19 protein-coding genes are annotated in these 15,461 nt (G+C 68.1%); 15 read left to right on the top strand and 4 right to left on the bottom strand.

Annotated elements, in window-relative coordinates; all coding sequences use genetic code 11:
• The first annotated feature begins 51 nt into the window (after positions 1–51).
• The 5 genes from IEV93_RS00430 to IEV93_RS00410 all read left to right on the top strand — a co-directional run bounded on the left by IEV93_RS00430 (position 52) and on the right by IEV93_RS00410 (position 3,608).
• Positions 52–534, top strand: coding sequence for a glutathione peroxidase (locus IEV93_RS00430; RefSeq protein ID WP_188485884.1), 483 nt, complete (start codon positions 52–54; stop codon positions 532–534).
• A 105-nt stretch (positions 535–639) separates the two neighbouring features.
• Positions 640–1,347, top strand: a complete 708-nt coding sequence (locus IEV93_RS00425) for a DUF2334 domain-containing protein (RefSeq protein WP_188485882.1) — start codon at positions 640–642, stop codon at positions 1,345–1,347.
• 64 nt (positions 1,348–1,411) lie between these two features.
• Positions 1,412–1,651, top strand: a complete 240-nt coding sequence (purS, locus tag IEV93_RS00420) for a phosphoribosylformylglycinamidine synthase subunit PurS (protein ID WP_188485881.1) — start codon at positions 1,412–1,414, stop codon at positions 1,649–1,651.
• The gene (gene purQ, locus IEV93_RS00415) at positions 1,648–2,328 is read left to right on the top strand and encodes a phosphoribosylformylglycinamidine synthase subunit PurQ (RefSeq protein WP_188485879.1); all 681 of its coding nucleotides are present in this window, start codon (positions 1,648–1,650) and stop codon (positions 2,326–2,328) included. The genes purS and purQ overlap by 4 nt, the downstream gene beginning before the upstream one ends.
• Before the next feature lie 5 nt (positions 2,329–2,333).
• Positions 2,334–3,608, top strand: a complete 1,275-nt coding sequence (locus IEV93_RS00410) for a M18 family aminopeptidase (RefSeq protein ID WP_188485877.1) — start codon at positions 2,334–2,336, stop codon at positions 3,606–3,608.
• An 18-nt stretch (positions 3,609–3,626) separates the two neighbouring features.
• On the opposite strand, the gene IEV93_RS00405 is transcribed toward IEV93_RS00410, so the two are convergent.
• The gene (locus IEV93_RS00405) at positions 3,627–4,190 is read right to left on the bottom strand and encodes a TetR/AcrR family transcriptional regulator (protein ID WP_188485875.1); all 564 of its coding nucleotides are present in this window, start codon (positions 4,188–4,190) and stop codon (positions 3,627–3,629) included.
• A gap of 304 nt (positions 4,191–4,494) precedes the next feature.
• Here IEV93_RS00405 and IEV93_RS00400 point away from each other — a divergent pair, with 304 nt between their 5' ends.
• The 4 genes from IEV93_RS00400 (at position 4,495) to IEV93_RS00385 (ending at position 7,919) form a co-directional block, all read left to right on the top strand.
• The gene (locus tag IEV93_RS00400) at positions 4,495–4,914 is read left to right on the top strand and encodes an SCP2 sterol-binding domain-containing protein (RefSeq protein ID WP_188485873.1); all 420 of its coding nucleotides are present in this window, start codon (positions 4,495–4,497) and stop codon (positions 4,912–4,914) included.
• A 36-nt stretch (positions 4,915–4,950) separates the two neighbouring features.
• Positions 4,951–6,207 carry a cytochrome P450 gene (locus tag IEV93_RS00395; RefSeq protein ID WP_188485871.1) on the top strand — a complete coding sequence of 419 codons (1,257 nt, stop codon included), beginning with the start codon at positions 4,951–4,953 and terminating at the stop codon, positions 6,205–6,207.
• Between the two features lie 91 nt (positions 6,208–6,298).
• The gene (locus IEV93_RS00390) at positions 6,299–7,702 is read left to right on the top strand and encodes an aldehyde dehydrogenase family protein (RefSeq protein WP_188485869.1); all 1,404 of its coding nucleotides are present in this window, start codon (positions 6,299–6,301) and stop codon (positions 7,700–7,702) included.
• Positions 7,703–7,730: 28 nt separating this feature from the next.
• Positions 7,731–7,919: a ferredoxin gene (locus IEV93_RS00385; protein ID WP_188485867.1), complete on the top strand. Its 189-nt coding sequence runs from the start codon at positions 7,731–7,733 to the stop codon at positions 7,917–7,919.
• Positions 7,920–8,001: 82 nt separating this feature from the next.
• Here the strand turns inward: IEV93_RS00385 and IEV93_RS00380 are convergent, their stop codons facing one another.
• On the bottom strand, positions 8,002–9,270 hold the full coding sequence (locus IEV93_RS00380) for a VOC family protein (protein WP_188485865.1): 1,269 nt from the start codon (positions 9,268–9,270) through the stop codon (positions 8,002–8,004).
• On the bottom strand, positions 9,267–9,764 hold the full coding sequence (locus IEV93_RS00375) for an RNA polymerase sigma factor (RefSeq protein WP_229705096.1): 498 nt from the start codon (positions 9,762–9,764) through the stop codon (positions 9,267–9,269). The genes IEV93_RS00380 and IEV93_RS00375 overlap by 4 nt, the downstream gene beginning before the upstream one ends.
• Positions 9,765–9,896: 132 nt before the next feature.
• Here IEV93_RS00375 and IEV93_RS00370 point away from each other — a divergent pair, with 132 nt between their 5' ends.
• The 5 genes from IEV93_RS00370 to IEV93_RS00350 all read left to right on the top strand — a co-directional run bounded on the left by IEV93_RS00370 (position 9,897) and on the right by IEV93_RS00350 (position 13,950).
• On the top strand, positions 9,897–10,913 hold the full coding sequence (locus tag IEV93_RS00370; protein WP_229704774.1) for an esterase/lipase family protein: 1,017 nt from the start codon (positions 9,897–9,899) through the stop codon (positions 10,911–10,913).
• On the top strand, positions 10,883–11,839 hold the full coding sequence (locus IEV93_RS00365; RefSeq protein ID WP_188485859.1) for an esterase/lipase family protein: 957 nt from the start codon (positions 10,883–10,885) through the stop codon (positions 11,837–11,839). The genes IEV93_RS00370 and IEV93_RS00365 overlap by 31 nt, the downstream gene beginning before the upstream one ends.
• Before the next feature lie 40 nt (positions 11,840–11,879).
• On the top strand, positions 11,880–12,641 hold the full coding sequence (locus tag IEV93_RS00360; RefSeq protein ID WP_188485857.1) for a VOC family protein: 762 nt from the start codon (positions 11,880–11,882) through the stop codon (positions 12,639–12,641).
• Positions 12,642–12,659: 18 nt separating this feature from the next.
• Complete coding sequence (locus IEV93_RS00355) at positions 12,660–13,274, top strand: TetR/AcrR family transcriptional regulator (protein WP_188485855.1); 615 nt, start codon at positions 12,660–12,662, stop codon at positions 13,272–13,274.
• Between the two features lie 112 nt (positions 13,275–13,386).
• Positions 13,387–13,950, top strand: a complete 564-nt coding sequence (locus IEV93_RS00350) for a DUF2231 domain-containing protein (protein WP_188485853.1) — start codon at positions 13,387–13,389, stop codon at positions 13,948–13,950.
• Positions 13,951–13,966: 16 nt separating this feature from the next.
• Here the strand turns inward: IEV93_RS00350 and IEV93_RS00345 are convergent, their stop codons facing one another.
• Positions 13,967–14,908 (bottom strand): AraC family transcriptional regulator, encoded by a 942-nt coding sequence (locus IEV93_RS00345; RefSeq protein WP_188485851.1) that lies wholly within the window; start codon positions 14,906–14,908, stop codon positions 13,967–13,969.
• Between the two features lie 72 nt (positions 14,909–14,980).
• Here IEV93_RS00345 and IEV93_RS00340 point away from each other — a divergent pair, with 72 nt between their 5' ends.
• Complete coding sequence (locus IEV93_RS00340; protein ID WP_188485849.1) at positions 14,981–15,448, top strand: anthrone oxygenase family protein; 468 nt, start codon at positions 14,981–14,983, stop codon at positions 15,446–15,448.
• Positions 15,449–15,461 lie beyond the last annotated feature (13 nt).

Below are 15,461 nucleotides of genomic sequence, written 5' to 3'. Positions count from 1 at the left end.
GGTGGTCCGGGTCACTTCGCTGTCGTCGGTCGAACGACCTACTCTCATCAGATGACCTCCATCAACACCATCCCCCTCACCACCCTGCAGGGCTCCGACACCACGCTCGGCGACTTCAGCGGTCCCGTCCTCGTCGTCAACGTGGCCAGCAAGTGCGGCCTGACCCCGCAGTACAGCGGCCTCGAGAAGATCGCCGAGGACTACCGCGACCGTGGACTCACCGTCGTCGGCGTCCCGTGTAACCAGTTCATGGGCCAGGAGCCCGGCACGGCGGAGGAGATCGAGACCTTCTGCTCGACCACCTACGGCGTGACCTTCCCTCTGTTGGAGAAGGTGGAGGTCAACGGCGACGATCGGCACCCGCTCTACGTCGAGTTGACGCAGGCGACCGATGATTCCGGTGAGGCGGGTGATGTGCAATGGAATTTCGAGAAGTTCCTGCTCGACGCCGACGGGACCGTCGTCCGACGCTTCCGTCCGCGCACCGAGCCCGACGCCCCCGAGGTCATCGAGGCCATCGAAGCCGTTCTCTGACCTCGTCCGGCGCCTGCGAGACGCGGCGCATGTCACACGGGTAGTTCGATCGCCGTACACGTCGACTCCACCATCGCAACACCTCCGCGGTCGACACTGGGACCCATGGCAGGACAGCTCTACGTATCGATCTCCGGCATCCGTACCGAGACCGCGGCCGCGGTCCGGGACTTCACCGAGACCCTCGCCGCGCGTGAGGTCCCGGTGTCGTTGCTGGTTGCGCCGCGTCTCAAGCACGGGTACCGACTCCTGGACGACACCGACACCGTCGGGTGGCTGCGGGACCGACGGTCCGGCGACGACGCGATCGTGCTGCACGGATACGACCAAGCGGCCACCAAGCGTCGTCGCGCCGAGTTCGCGGTCATCGCCGCCCACGAGGCGGCGCTTCGGCTGACCGCCGCCGACCGGGTCCTCGAGCGCAGCGGTCTGCGCACGCGCATCTTCGCCGCCCCTCGGTGGTCCGCGTCCGCGGGCGCGCTCGAGGCACTGCCGCAGGCCGGGTTCCGGGTCAACCTCGGGTTCTCCGGCTGGAACGACCTGTCGACCGGGTCGTTCCACCGCTCGCGGGTGCTCGGGTTCGGCGACGGGTTCCGGGCGGACGCCTGGTGGTGTCGCATGGTGGTCGTCGCGTCGAACCGCACCGCACGAAAGGGTGGGGTCGTTCGACTGTCGATCGCCGCCAAACACCTCGACAACCCGATGGCGCGCTCGACCATCCTCGACTGCGTCGACCTCTCGTTGCACCACGGTCTGGCGCCGGTCACCTACCGTGAGCTGACGCACTCGGCCGCGCGACGCAGCGCTGCGTAGACCAGCCGCGACAGCCGGTAAGCTGACCCCAGAATCAGCCCCCGGTGATACAGGAGCGAACAAGATGGCGCGTGTGGTTGTCGACGTGATGCCCAAGACGGAGATCCTCGACCCGCAGGGGCAGGCGATCGTGGGAGCGCTCGGCCGACTCGGCTTCGCCGGCATCGCCGACGTCCGGCAGGGCAAACGATTCGAGCTGGAGGTCGACGGTTCGGTCGACGACGCCGCCCTGGAGCGCATCGCAGCGGAACTGTTGGCCAACACCGTGATCGAGAACTTCACCGTCTCCCGGGCGGAGCAGTGACGGCACGCATCGGGGTCATCACGTTCCCGGGGACCCTCGACGACATCGACGCCTCGCGGGCGGTCCGTCTCGCGGGTGCCCAGCCGGTCGAACTCTGGCACGCCGACGCCGATCTGCAGGGCGTCGACGCGGTCATCGTGCCCGGCGGTTTCTCCTACGGCGACTACCTGCGTGCCGGCGCCATCGCCCGCTTCGCCCCGATGATGGGCGCGGTGGTCGAGGCGGCCACCCACGGCACCCCGATCCTGGGTATCTGCAACGGTTTCCAGGTGCTGTGTGAGGCCGGTCTGCTGCCGGGTGCATTGACCCGTAACACCGGGTTGCACTTCGTCTGCCGTGACCAGTGGCTCAAGGTCGAGTCGACGACGTCGGCGTGGAGCAGTCGCTTCGAGCCGGGCGCCGAGATCCTGGTGCCGCTCAAGTCCGGCGAGGGGCGGTTCGTCGCCTCCGAAGAGGTGCTCGACGAACTCGAGGGCGAGGGCCGCGTCGTGTTCCGTTACGCCGGCGACAACCCGAACGGGTCGCTGCGTTCGATCGCGGGCATCTCGAGTGCCGACGGCCGCATCGTGGGCCTCATGCCTCACCCCGAGCACGCCACCGAGCCGCTGACCGGTCCCAGTGACGACGGACTCGGACTGTTCTTCTCCGCCATCGACGCGGTCCTGGCCTCGGCCTGAATCGCATGACGATCCCGACGTCGGCGACCGCGGCCGGCCTCTGCACGTTCGTCGACGCCTCGCCGTCGCCGTTCCACGTGTGCGCGAGCGTTGCGGCCGAACTGGCGACCGCCGGATACACCGAGCTGCACGAGACGCAGGCGTGGGCCGACGTCGCGGGGGCGCACTACGTCGTTCGCGGCGGATCGATCATCGCCTGGGACGCCCGCGGCACCGACACCCCCTTCCGGATCGTCGGCGGCCACACCGACAGCCCCAACCTGCGTCTCAAGCAGCACCCCGAACTCCGTTCGGTCGGATTGCGCATGGTCGGTCTCGAGCCGTACGGCGGCGCGTGGTTGAACTCCTGGCTCGACCGGGATCTCGGCGTCTCCGGTCGCCTCGCGATCCGGCGCGGGACCGGGCTCGAACAGCGATTGGTCCGGGTCGACGACCCCGTGCTTCGAGTGCCGCAGCTGGCCATCCACCTGTCCGAGGATCGCAAGGGCGTGACCCTCGACCCGCAGCGACACGTCAACGCCATCTGGGGAGTCGACGACGGCGCATCGGCCCAGTTCCTCGAGTGGCTGTGCGCACGTGAGGATCTCGACCTCGGCGACGTGGTCGGCTGGGAACTGATGACCCACGACCTCGTCCCCAGTTCGCTGATCGGCGCGCACTCGGACCTGCTCAGCGCACCGCGCCTGGACAACCAGGGCACCTGCTACGCGGGGCTGCGCGGCCTGCTCGACGCCGCGGACTCGACCGGCCCGACGCGCGTGCTCGCGTTGTTCGACCACGAAGAGGTCGGCAGCGGATCCGAGCGCGGCGCCGCGTCAGACTTCCTCGCGAGCACGTTGGAACGAATCGTGTTGGCGCGCGGGGGAGATCGCGGCGACTACCTGCAGACGATGGCCGCCAGTGTCTGTGCGTCGGGCGACATGGCGCACGCGACGCACCCGAACTATCCGGACCGTCACGAGCCCGCTCATCGGATCGCGGTCAACGGCGGACCGGTGCTCAAGGTAAACCAGAACCTGCGCTACGCCAGCGATGCCGAGGGCGAAGGTCTGTTCGCACTGGCCTGCGAGCAGGCCGGGGTACCACTCCAGCGCTACGTCCACCGCGCCGACCTGCCCTGCGGATCGACGATCGGGCCGATCACGGCCACCCGCACCGGTCTTCGCACGGTCGATGTCGGCGCCGCGCAGCTCGCGATGCACAGTGCGCGGGAGATGATGGGCGCCGACGACGTCGCGAGCTATTCGGCTGCGCTGCAGGCGTTCCTCGCACCGGCCTGACGGGCGTCGCGCGCCGGGTCACACCGGCGGCAGGTCCGCCAATTCGCCGGAGTCGAGCGCGATCTCGGCGCGATTGAACATCCACTCCAGGGCGTCACGATCGGCCTGCAGGGTGATCTGCTCGTAACCCACCAGCAGATACATCGACCATTTCGCGAACATCTCGGCGCCGCGCTCGTTGCCGACGATCGCGAAGGCGGCGTCGTGCAGCACCTGGACGCGCTGGGCGTCGACTTCCTGCTGCACCGCGAGCACCGCGGGATCGAGGCTGCTCCAGGTCCGGATCGCCGACTCCGCGCGGTAGGGCAACGACATGCCGATCGCGCGGAGGGCCTCGATGCGCTTGCGCGGATCCGGTTCGGCGCGAACGTGTTCGATGAGCGCGGCCGACCGCTCGGTACGCCAGTGTTCGAGAAGCTCACCGGTGTAGTGACCCCAGTTGTCAAAGAAGTGATAGAAGGACCCCGACGTGACACCGAGTCGTCGACACACCTCGGCGAGCTTCAGCCCGCCGTACCCGAGATCGGCGAGTACATCCAGCCCGGTCTCCAGGTACGCCTGGCGCGTTGTCGTGGTCGCCATCGCCTCAGCCTAGTGCTCTGCGCTTGAAATCCTTAGACGGTTCGCGGCGTTCGATCGCCGCCTGACGGGGTTGTCGTCGGTCGAGATAGCTAGCGCTATCCCTCCCTCCTCCGTCCACGCCAGACGATGATCGCTCCACCGCGCACCGCCTGAGGATTTCAAGCGCAGACCACCAGGTCGTCAGTGTGCTTCTGCGACGGACGGGTGTCCGATTCCCTTGACCATAAGTGAAGTTATGGCTACTGTGATCCACACCTCATCCGTTCGATGGGGTCAGCCCTGAACTGCGACAACGGAGGACATGATGGGTTTCGCCAGTGCCGACGAGGTGTGCACCTACATCGGAGGGATCTTCGAGACGGCGTTCACCGACGATGAGATCGGTCCGAAGCTGGCCGGCACGGGGATCGTTCTCGAGTTCGCCTTCTCCGAGCCCGAGGCGCACGTGGTGATCGACGCCGCCAATCAGAAGGTGTTCGGTGACGGTCTGCCGGGTGGACTCGACGCCGCACCGACACCCGGCGCCACGATGTCGATGACCGCAGACGTCGGCAGCGCCTACTGGCAGGGCAAGGTCAACCTCCCGATGGCCATGGCCAAGAAGAAGATCTCGGTCGACGGCAACGTCGCGGCGCTGCTCAAACTCGCACCCCTGTCGAAGAAGCTGTTCCCCACCTACGTCGATCGACTGAAGGCCGACGGCCGCGACGACCTGCTCGTCTGACGCCCAGCCCCGTTCTCGAAGACAAGGATCTCACCCATGAGCGCACCGACCACAGACCGAACCTTTCATCCCGTGAGCATCTCGCCGCAGTCGTTCTGGGCGGCCACCGCCGAGGACCGCGAGGCGACCTTCCGACTCCTGCGGGACAAGGCGCCGATCAGTTGGCACCCCCCGATCGAGGGCGCACTGATCCCGCCGGAGCAGCCCGGCGTGTGGGCGGTGGCCACCCACGCCGACATCACCTACGTCAGCAAGCACCCGGAGCTGTTCACCTCCGCACAGGGCGTGATGGTCGAAGAGCTCCCGGAGGAGTTGCTCGAGGCGTCGATGTCGTTCCTCGCCATGGACGGAAAGCGTCACGCCTCGCTGCGTCGGCTGGTCAGCGCCGCGTTCACCCCTCGGCAGGTGAAGACCATCACCGAGCAGATCCAGAGCCAGGCCGAGCGCATCGTCGATGATCTGCTGGCCAATCCCGAGGGTGACTTCGTCATGCAGGTGTCCAAGCGTCTGCCCATGTGGACCATCTACGAGATGATGGGACTCGACGAGAGTCACCGTGACGACGCGGCGCACCACGCCGACGGCCTGGTCTCGTGGAACGACCCGGCCGTCGCCGCCGGTCGTGAGCCGGGCGAGGTGCTCAACGAGTCGTTGGTCGCGCTGCTCACCATGGCTCTGGAGCTGGCCGAGGCCCGCCGCGCCGAACCCCGCGACGACCTCATGACCAACCTCGTGCAGGCCGAGGTCGACGGCGAGAAGCTGACCGACGACGAGATCGCCGCGTTCTTCGTGCTGCTGTCGGTGGCGGGCAACGACACCACCCGAAACACCATCAGCCTCGTCGCGAAGGCGTTGCAGGACAACCCTGCTCAGCGCCAACTGCTCGTCGACGACTTCGACGGGACCATCGGCACCGCCGTCGACGAGTTCATCCGATACGCCACCCCGGTGATGACGTTCCGACGGACCGCGCTGGTGGACACCGAGGTGGGCGGGCAGCCGATCCGCGCGGGGGAGTGGCTGTTGATGCTCTATCCGTCGGCCAACCGCGACGCCGAGGTGTTCACCGATCCCGAACGGTTCGACGTCACCCGGTCGCCCAACCCGCACGTCGGATTCGGCGGCGGTGGACCGCACTTCTGCATGGGGGCCTTCCTCGCCAAGACGCAGCTCCGAGAGTTGTTCGGCCAGTTGCTGACCCGTGCTCCCCACATGCAGCTCGGTGAGCCTGAGTTCCTGGTCGGCAACTTCGTCCACGCCGTCAGGTCCATGCCCTACACCGTGCGGGGATGACCCGGGGAATCCTTCGGTTCCGCCCGGCCGGGCAGGCTCGATGGGTGACGATGATCCCTACACGGCATCTGAACATCTGACAGGACACATCATGGCTGCACCCACACTGCCCACCACACCCGTCGTCGAATCGGTCGACCCATCGGTGCTCGCCGACCTGCGCCGGTACCACGCGTCCGGCGCGACTCGGGACATCGGTTGGCGCACAAGTCAGTTGGCGGCGCTCGAGCGCATGCTGGACGAGCGCGAGTCCGACATCGTGGCCGCACTCGACGCCGATCTCGGTCGCGCGGGCTTCGACGCGTGGCTCGGCGACATCGCATCGACCAAGGGTGAGGCCACGTTCGCGCGCAAGAACCTCAAGAAGTGGATGAAACGGCAGCGTCAGTCGCTCCCGCTGGCCCAGTTGCCCGCCCGCGGCTGGGTGCAGTACGAGCCCCTCGGGGTGGTGCTGGTCATCGGCCCGTGGAACTACCCCGTGTATCTGACGCTCGGACCGCTGGTCGCGGCGATCGCAGCGGGCAACTGTGCTGTGCTCAAGCCGTCGGAGATGGCGCCGGCGTCGTCGGCACTGCTGGCCCGGATCGTTCCGGAATACCTCGACACCTCCGCGTTCCGCGTGATCGAGGGCGACGCGTCGACCACCCAGGACCTCCTCGCACTGGGTTTCGACCACGCCGTGTTCACCGGCGGCACCGAGGTCGGCAAGAAGATCATGGCCGCCGCGGCCCCGACCCTCACGCCGGTGACTCTCGAACTCGGCGGTAAGAGTCCGGTCTACGTGGCCGCCGACGCCGACCTCGACGTCACCGCGCGCCGCATCGCCTGGACCAAGCTGCTCAACTCCGGCCAGACCTGCATCGCACCCGACTACGTGCTCGCCGACCGCGCGGTGGTCGACGAGCTCGTCGGCAAGATCGGCGCCACCATCGCCGAGTTCCGCAAAGACAAGGTCGAGGCGACGGTGAAGATCGTGAACAGCCGCCAGTTCGAGCGTCTCGCCTCCTACCTGGAGGCGACCACCGGACGCGTCGTCCTCGGCGGCGGCATCGATCGAGAGAACCTGCGGATCGAACCCACTGTGGTCGTCGACCCCGACCCCGATGACGCCGTGATGGAGAACGAGATCTTCGGCCCCATCCTGCCCGTGCTCACCGTCGAGTCGCCCGAGGCTGCGATCGCGTTCATCAACTCCCGACCCAAGCCGCTCGCCAGCTATGTCTTCACCTCGTCGAAGTCGTTGGCCGCGAGAATGATCGATGCCATCCCGTCGGGAGGCGCGGTGGTCAACCACATCGCGATGCACTGCCTGATCCCGCAACTACCGTTCGGCGGTGTCGGTGCCAGCGGCATGGGTGCCTACCACGGTCGCTGGGGTTTCGAAGCGCTCAGCCATCGCAAGGCGGTGCTCTCCAAGCCGGCGAAACCCGATCTGTCACTGATCTATCCGCCCTACAGCGACCGCGCGGTGAAGCTGCTGCGTCGGATGCTCTGAGACCCCCTTCGACACGAGAGGTTCGACCATGAAGGTGACCGTGGACCGTGAATTGTGCTGCGCATCGGGCATGTGTGAGATGACCGCGCCGGAGGTGTTCCTGCTCGCCGACTCCGGTGATGTCGAGGTCGACAACGACGAGGTCGACGCCCACTCCGACAAAGTGCGCCGCGCCCTCATCGAATGCCCTACCCAGGCGCTGACCCTTATCGAGTGACGCCGACGACGCGGAAATCGTCCGATATGAGTGCCGTCGAGGGCAATATGCCGACGATGCACCGTATAGCGGACGATTTCCGTCAGTACTGCCCGAGGTAGAACCGCACGCCCTGGTCGTCGACGCATTCCGCGGTGGTCGCGTACGGCATCCGCTCGGGCCCGCTGATCACCTCGCCGCCGGCCTCCCGGACACGTGTCACCGCGGCCTCGATGTCGTCGACCGACCACATCGCCACCACGGAGTACTCGTCGGCGCCGCCGGCGATCCCGATCTGTGGTCGAGAATCGTCGACCTCCCACCCGTCGTCGACGCGACCGGCCGTGAACTCCCAGCCCAGGACCCGGGAGTGGAAGTCGCGGAACGCCCGGCTGTCGGGGGTGTGCACCGTGATGTAGGTGAGTTCGCCGTGTCCGGCCGGATGCTGTTCCCCGCGAACCTCATCGGGGTCGGCTACGTAGACCGCGAAGCGGGCGCCCTGGTCGTCGCTCGCGTCCAACGACCCGGGGTGACCGTCGGCCTCGGTGAGGTCGGTGCCCCCGGCCGCGACGATCGCCTCCCGCGCGCCCTCGAGATCGGCGACGGCGTAGACGAGGAACAGAGATCGCAGATCCCCGAGCGTTGACAGGCCGAGACGGTGTCCGAGGTTGGTGACCTGACGCGTCTCGGCGTCGTAGCGCCACCCGAGCACCGCCCCATAGAACCGGACCGCGCGCTCGACATCGGGGGTGCACAGCGACGGGTACACGACGTCGCCGGGACGGACCCGGTCAACCACACCCGTAGGGGTGCGCACCGGCCCGGACAGCATCCACCGATGACCGAAGGGGTCGATGATCACCGCCGTCCTGGACCCGTGGCCCTCGTAGGGCTCTCGCTGCACAGACGCGCCGCCGGCGCGGGCAGCGGACAGCGCGCGGTCGGTGTTGTCGACGGCGAGCATGAGACTCACCGAGACTGCGCCGGGCGCAGGGGCGGCCAGCCCGATCTCGTCGAACGCCGCGGCCAGGTAGATGACGCCTCCGCCGATCTCCAGCTCGGCGTGGCCGACACGGCCGTCGTCCATCAGGATCGGCTCGCCACGCAGGCGCGCGCCCAGATGGGCCCGGTACCAGTCGATCGCCGCCAGGCCGTCCGCGACCGTGAGGTAGGGCAGGGCGCCGGGTCGCTCGATGATCCCGGTCGGGGCGGTCTGGTCTGCGGTGACCCCACTCATGACGACTCCTCGGGGTAGATCGGCTCCGCGCTCGAGACGGGCGCGGAGTTGTCGGGAGAACACCGACGCCGGGTCGACATCGGTGTCGACCGCGCGCAGTGCGGTGAAGGGATCGGGGCGGATCGGGCCGGTCATCGCCGTGCCCCCTGTCGTGGGTTCCGCGAGCCGCGGTCGTCGGGATACGTCGCGCGGAACTCGCGCTTGGCCCGGGTCAGCAACGCCTCGGTCGCCATCACGGTGCGGCCGAGGACCTCGGCGCAGCGGGGGACCGTGCAGTCGTCGACGTAGCGAAGCGTCAGGATCGCCCGGTGCAGAGGGCTGATCTGCGCCAACGTGTGCTCGGCGATCAGGCGGTCGAGCTCGGTGTCCCAGGTGTCGTGGGCGGTCTCCGGCGGGTCACCCACCGGCTCGGCGGTCCGCTGCATGCGCCGCCAGTGGTCGGCCAGCTTGTGTCGGGCCACGCCGATCAGCCACGGCACGGTCGGGTCGGGTGGATCGACCCGTCGGACGCTGTCCATCGCCGCGAGGAACGTCTCGGAGGTGAGGTCCTCGGCGAGGGTGGTGTCGCGGCAGCGACGCAGCAGGTACCCGTAGACGGCGGGCAATGCGTCGTCGTACACGTCGAGCAGGAGCTGCGACCCCGGGTGAGCACTCACATCCTCATAGTCGTCGGTGGGCACGGTTTTCCGACGGAGTCGGGCGAAAGTGGCTTCGGCTACCGCGACCGGACCGCGGTGGTGCGCCGTCGTATCGTGTGCACCGTGGCCCACGGTTCCCTCATCCGCATGCTCGGCGACGCGATGACGATCCCCCTGCGGGTGGGCGGCCTGCTCACGCATTCGACCGACGATGTCGGTGAACTCGCGCCCGACCAGGAGGTCGACAACCCCGCCCCGCGCGGCGCCGCACGCGACCGACAGAAGGTCGCCTACAACTTCTTCTCCGGCATCGGGCCCGAGATCGCCAACCCCGGTGGGGCCCTACCCGGCGCGAACCAGTGGGACGCCCCGGTGGACCCTGCTCATCCCAACCCGGTGATCCTGGTGCACGGCACAGGCGGGGGCGGTCAGACCAACTGGGGCACCTACGTCCCGCTGCTCGCGCTCGAGGGCTACTCCGTGTTCACGCTCACCTACGGCGCTCTCGCCCACGTGCCGTGGCCGCTCAAGGCCATGGGCGGGATGACGCTCATGGAGGACAGCGCCGCCGAACTCGGCGACTTCATCGAGAAGGTCCTCGCCGCGACCGGCGCCGAGAAGGTCGACATCGTCGGCCATTCGCAGGGCACGCTGGTGCCGAACCATTACGCGAAGTTCCTCGGCGGCGGCGACAAGATCGGGCGCTACGTCTCGCTCGCCCCGCTGTGGGAGGGCACCACGGCATTTGGTGCCGGTCTGCTCCACACCGTCGACCTGCGGCTCGGGATCGACCCGCTCAAGGTGCTGCCGTGTCGCGCGGTGGCGCAGATGACGCGGGGCTCGGAGTTCATCACCGCGATGAACGCCGACGGCGGCCCGTATGTGCCGGGCATCGACTACGTCAACATCTCCACCCGCTTCGACGAGTTCGTCCGGCCGTACACCAGCGGTCAGCTCCCCGCGGTCAGTGACGACCAGACGGTCACGAACATCGTTGTCCAGCACGATTGCTCGCAGGACTTCTGCGATCATCTGGGTATCTGCGGGTCACCACGCGCGGCGCGACACGTGCTCAACGCGCTCGACCCGTCCAGCAGTGAGAAGGTGCCATGTCAGTTCGTCCCGCCGTTCTTCGGCTGATCGTCCTCGTCGCGACCGCGTCGGCCTGTCTCGTGCTCGCCGCTCCGGCCTCGGCGGCCCCCGGTCGGCCGACCCTCCCGGTCACCTACGACTTCTTCGCCGGAGCCCGTGACGCTGTGGCGCGTCCGGGTGCGTCGGCGCCCGGGACCAACGACTTCTCGTGCCGTCCCACCGCGGCGCATCCGAACCCGGTGGTCCTGGTCCACGGCACCGGCGGCAACCGTCAGACCAACTGGGCCACCCTCGGGCCGGTGCTGCACAACGCGGGCTACTGCGTGTTCGCGCTGACCTACGGCACGCTGCCCGGCACGCCCTATCCGATCAACGCGCTCGGTGGACTGACCAGCATGATCCCCAGCGCGAAACAGTTGGGCGCGTTCATCGACCGCGTCCGAGGCGCGACCGGCGCGGCGAAGGTCGACATCGTCGGGCACTCCGAGGGCACGCTCATGCCGGAGTACTACGTGCGCTACCTCGGGGGTTCGCGCGTCGTGGAGCGGTACGTCTCGCTCGCGCCGTACTGGAAGGGGCAGGACAGCTCGGGTTATCTGGCGCTCGAGAAGGCTACGCGCGCAATCGGGCTCGACCCGAAGCGCGTACTGCCGTGCCCGGAGTGCGCCGAGGAGCAGTACGGCAGCCCGTTCATGCGCGCCATCAACGCCGGCGGCAGCCCGTACGACCCCGCGGTCGTCTACACCAACATCATGACCCGCGACGACGGCGTCGTGGAGCCGTGGACAGACGGTTTCGTGCCCGGCCCGCGGACGACGAACATCGTCGTCCAGGACACGTGCGCGGCCGACCGCTCGGACCATCTGTCGTTGGTGTCGTCACCGCGCACGGCAGCATTTGTCCGCACCGCCCTGGACCCGCGGAACCCGGTTGCGGTCCCGTGTGTGCCGGTTCCGCCCGGTATACCTGGCTGAGCGACGATGAGTTCTCGCCGGATGGCCAGTCAGTACTCACATGGCAACAGCGACGATCTCCAGTGCACTGCTCTCCAGCGACAACCCCGAACGCCTGCGCGACTGGTACGCGCGCGTGTTCGACGCGTCGATCGAACGAACACCGGGTGAGCCCGGCTACGACGTCGTCGATCTCGACGGTTTCTATCTGATGATCGACTCGCGTCCCGACGTCCGCGGACCGGCGGCCGAGGCGGCGCGGCTCATCGTCAACGCCGAGGTCGACTGCGCGCAGACCACCGGGGCGCTGGTGGACGAACTCGGCTACGGATGGCTGAGCCCGCTCGAGCGCCGCGACGCCGGATGGTTCGGGACCGCGCTCGACCCCGACGGCAACTACGTGCAGCTCATCGGTTTCGACGAAGAGATGCAGCGCGAGGCGTCCGAGGCGTCGATGACGCCGTTCAGCGGTTTCGCGGTGCACGACGTGGACGCCGCGGCAGCGTTCTACTCCGACGTCCTCGGGCTGCGAGTGGACCGCAACCCGATGGGCCTGCTGGCGCTCCATCTCGACCGCCACACCCGGGTCGTCATGTACCCCAAGGACGACCACGTCCCGGCGTCGTTCACGGTCCTCAACATCCCGGTCCCCGACATCGACGCCGCCGTCGACGACCTCGAGGCGAAGGGAGTCCGGCTGCTGCGGTACGACGGCCTCCCGTGCGACGACCGCGGCGTGATGCGCGGTCGGAGTGTGCAGATGGGCCCCGACATCGCCTGGTTCACCGACCCGTCCGGCAACGTGATCTCGGTGATGCACTGACCGATAGTCTTGACCACCATGGCGCCCCCGACCGACATCGACACCGCGCCGGGTGATGACACGGTCGTCCGGTTGCTCGAGGCGATGGCGACATCGGTGGACGAACGTGGCTTCAAGGCGACGACGGTCGCCGATGTGGTGCGGATCGCGAAAACGTCGCGGCGCACGTTCTACGAACACTTCTCCGGCCGCGACGACTGTTTTCTCGCACTGCTCGCGCGGGTCAACGGCGAGTTGATCGCGCACATCACGGACGCGGTCGATCGCAGCCTGCCGTGGCGTGAGCAGGTGCGCCAGGCCATCGAGGCGTGGATCGGCGGTTCCCTGTCGCGTCCGGCGATCACCCTGTCGTGGATCCTCGACACCCCCGGCCTCGGGACGGCCGCCCGCGCCCAGCAGCGCGAGTCGATGGCCGAGTTCTACTCGCTGATCGCCGATCTGCTCGATTCGCCCACCTATCACGTCGAACACCCGCAACCGGTGCCGCGATACGTGTCGATCATCCTCGTCGGCGGGCTCCGTGAACTCCTCGCCATCCACGTCGAGGACAGTGGCGACGTGTCCGACATCGAGGACATCGTCGACGCCGCGACCGAGGCGACCATCGCGGTCCTGTCGGCCTCGATCGACTGAGCGTTTTCCGCGCGGGGACGTGGGTGTCTCGCTACGCTCAGAGCACCGATCGCACCTGCAGTCACCCGGGTGGACGCGTCTCACAGCCCACACGACACGGCGAGGTTCCCTCATGACTGCACCCCATTCGACCCCGATCACCCGCGCACTGGCCTCCGTCGAAGGGGTGTCGGCCCTCGACGCACCCGCCGATGTGATCGCCGGGCCACTGCGGGCGCTGCTCGACAACGGCCTCGGTGACGCTCTGCGCGGATCCTGGCTCGGTCACCCGCTGCACCCGGTGGCCGTCACCGTGCCCATCGGGGTGTGGACCGCGGCCCCGGTGTTCGACCTGTTCCGGCAACCGCTGGCCGCTCAGCGACTGGTCCTCGTCGGTCTCGGTGCCGCGATGCCGGCCGCGGTCACCGGACTCGCCGAGTTCACCACCCTCGACGCCCCGCAACGTCGGGTGGCTGTCGTGCACGCGTCGTCGAACTCGGTGGCGATGACGCTGCTCGCGGGGTCGATGCTGGTGCGCCGCAAGGGTCGACGTCTTGCAGCGATCGGCCTCACCCTGGCGGGCCTGTCGGTCACGGGTGTCTCGGGCGCGCTCGGGGGTCATCTGGCGTACGTCCAGGGCGCCGGAGTGCAGCGCGAGGCCCGACCGTCGGTTACGGCCGACTCCTGGGACGTGTGAACGGCGCGCGGGCTGATCATGCGGTGAGTGTCCGACGGAATTCGCGCGGGCTCACCCCGCGTGCGCGCTTGAAGGCGGCGCTCAGCGCGAAAGCGCTGCTGTACCCCACCTCTCGTGCGACCGAGTCGAGCGTGCGGACGGGGTCGGCGAGCAGATCGGCGGCCACGGACAGGCGCCACTGTGTCACGTAGGTCATCGGTGGATCGCCGACGAGATCGGTGAAGCGCCGTGAGAAACCCGCTCGGGAGATACCGACCGCGGCGGCCAGTCCGTCCACCGACCACGGGTGCGCGGCGTTGTGGTGGATGAGACGGAGAGCCTGTCCCACAACGGCATCGGACTGTGCGGTGTACCACCGTGGGGCGGCGGCGCCGGGGCGGTCGAACCACTCGCGCAGGCTCGTGATGAGGATCAGATCCAGCAGTCGGTTCACCACGGTCTCGTGACCGGGGGCGTCTCGAAGCATCTCGGCGTCGAGTAGACCGGCGAGAGGATTGTGGGCCCCGGTGACCAGGATCGTGCGGTCCAGGGCATCGAGCAGGCGTGAACTCACCTCTCCCGCCGAGACATACGTCCCGATCAACATCACCACCGATCCGTCGGTCCCCGGAGTCGCGTTGCCCCAGGTGCGCACCCCGAGCGACATGTGGTCGGGCAACGTCGCGCCGACCTCGCTGCGACACACACCGTCCGGGTGGATGACCGCGGTCAGATCGGTGCCCGCGGTGTCGGCGAACACGTAGGGATCAGGCCCGCGCAGGATGACGACGTCGCCGGGCCCGGCGTGCAGGAATGCTCCGTCGGCGTAGGTGATGTCGACGTGCCCGGCGACCATGACCACCACGGTCAGCGGCGCCTCGTCGCGGACCTCGATGGCCCACGGCGACTCCATCACCACGCGCAGCAGGAACGGGGTGTGCGCCCGGGGGCCGTCGAGCAGGCCGGACAGCATGTCCATGTAGACGATTGAACATGAAAACGAGTCGATAAGCCATGTTCTGTCCAGGTGCTCAGGGCTTGACTGTTATCCATGACCGCACTTCGCCAGACCATCCTCGTGCTCGGCGTCACCACCACCGGACTCATGGCCGGACTCTTCTGCGCGTTCGCCTATGCGGTGATGCCGGGTCTGCATCGCACCGACGCGCGCACGCTGGTGACGGCGATGCAGAAGATCAACGCCGCCATCGTCAATCCCGTGTTCCTGCTGTTGTTCTTCGGCGGTCTCGTCGTCACCGTCGCGGCGGCCTGGTTGTGTCGCCACGAGGCCATCGCGCCGTGGGTGATCGTCGCGGCGGTGCTCTACCTTCTCGGGCTGGTCGTGACCGTCGCGTTCAACATCCCGTTGAACGATCGACTCGCAGCGGCCACCGATCCGGACACCGCACGGGCCGCGTTCGAGACCGCCTGGGTGCGATGGAATCTCGTGCGCGCCGTGCTGCACACCGGCGGTTTCATGGTGTTGGCCGCCGGGCTGGTGGTCTCGTCTTCCGCCTGATGGGCATGATGGA

This window comes from Williamsia phyllosphaerae, assembly GCF_014635305.1.
GTDB lineage: Bacteria > Actinomycetota > Actinomycetes > Mycobacteriales > Mycobacteriaceae > Williamsia_A > Williamsia_A phyllosphaerae.
This window is presented reverse-complemented; position numbering and strand designations above follow the sequence as displayed.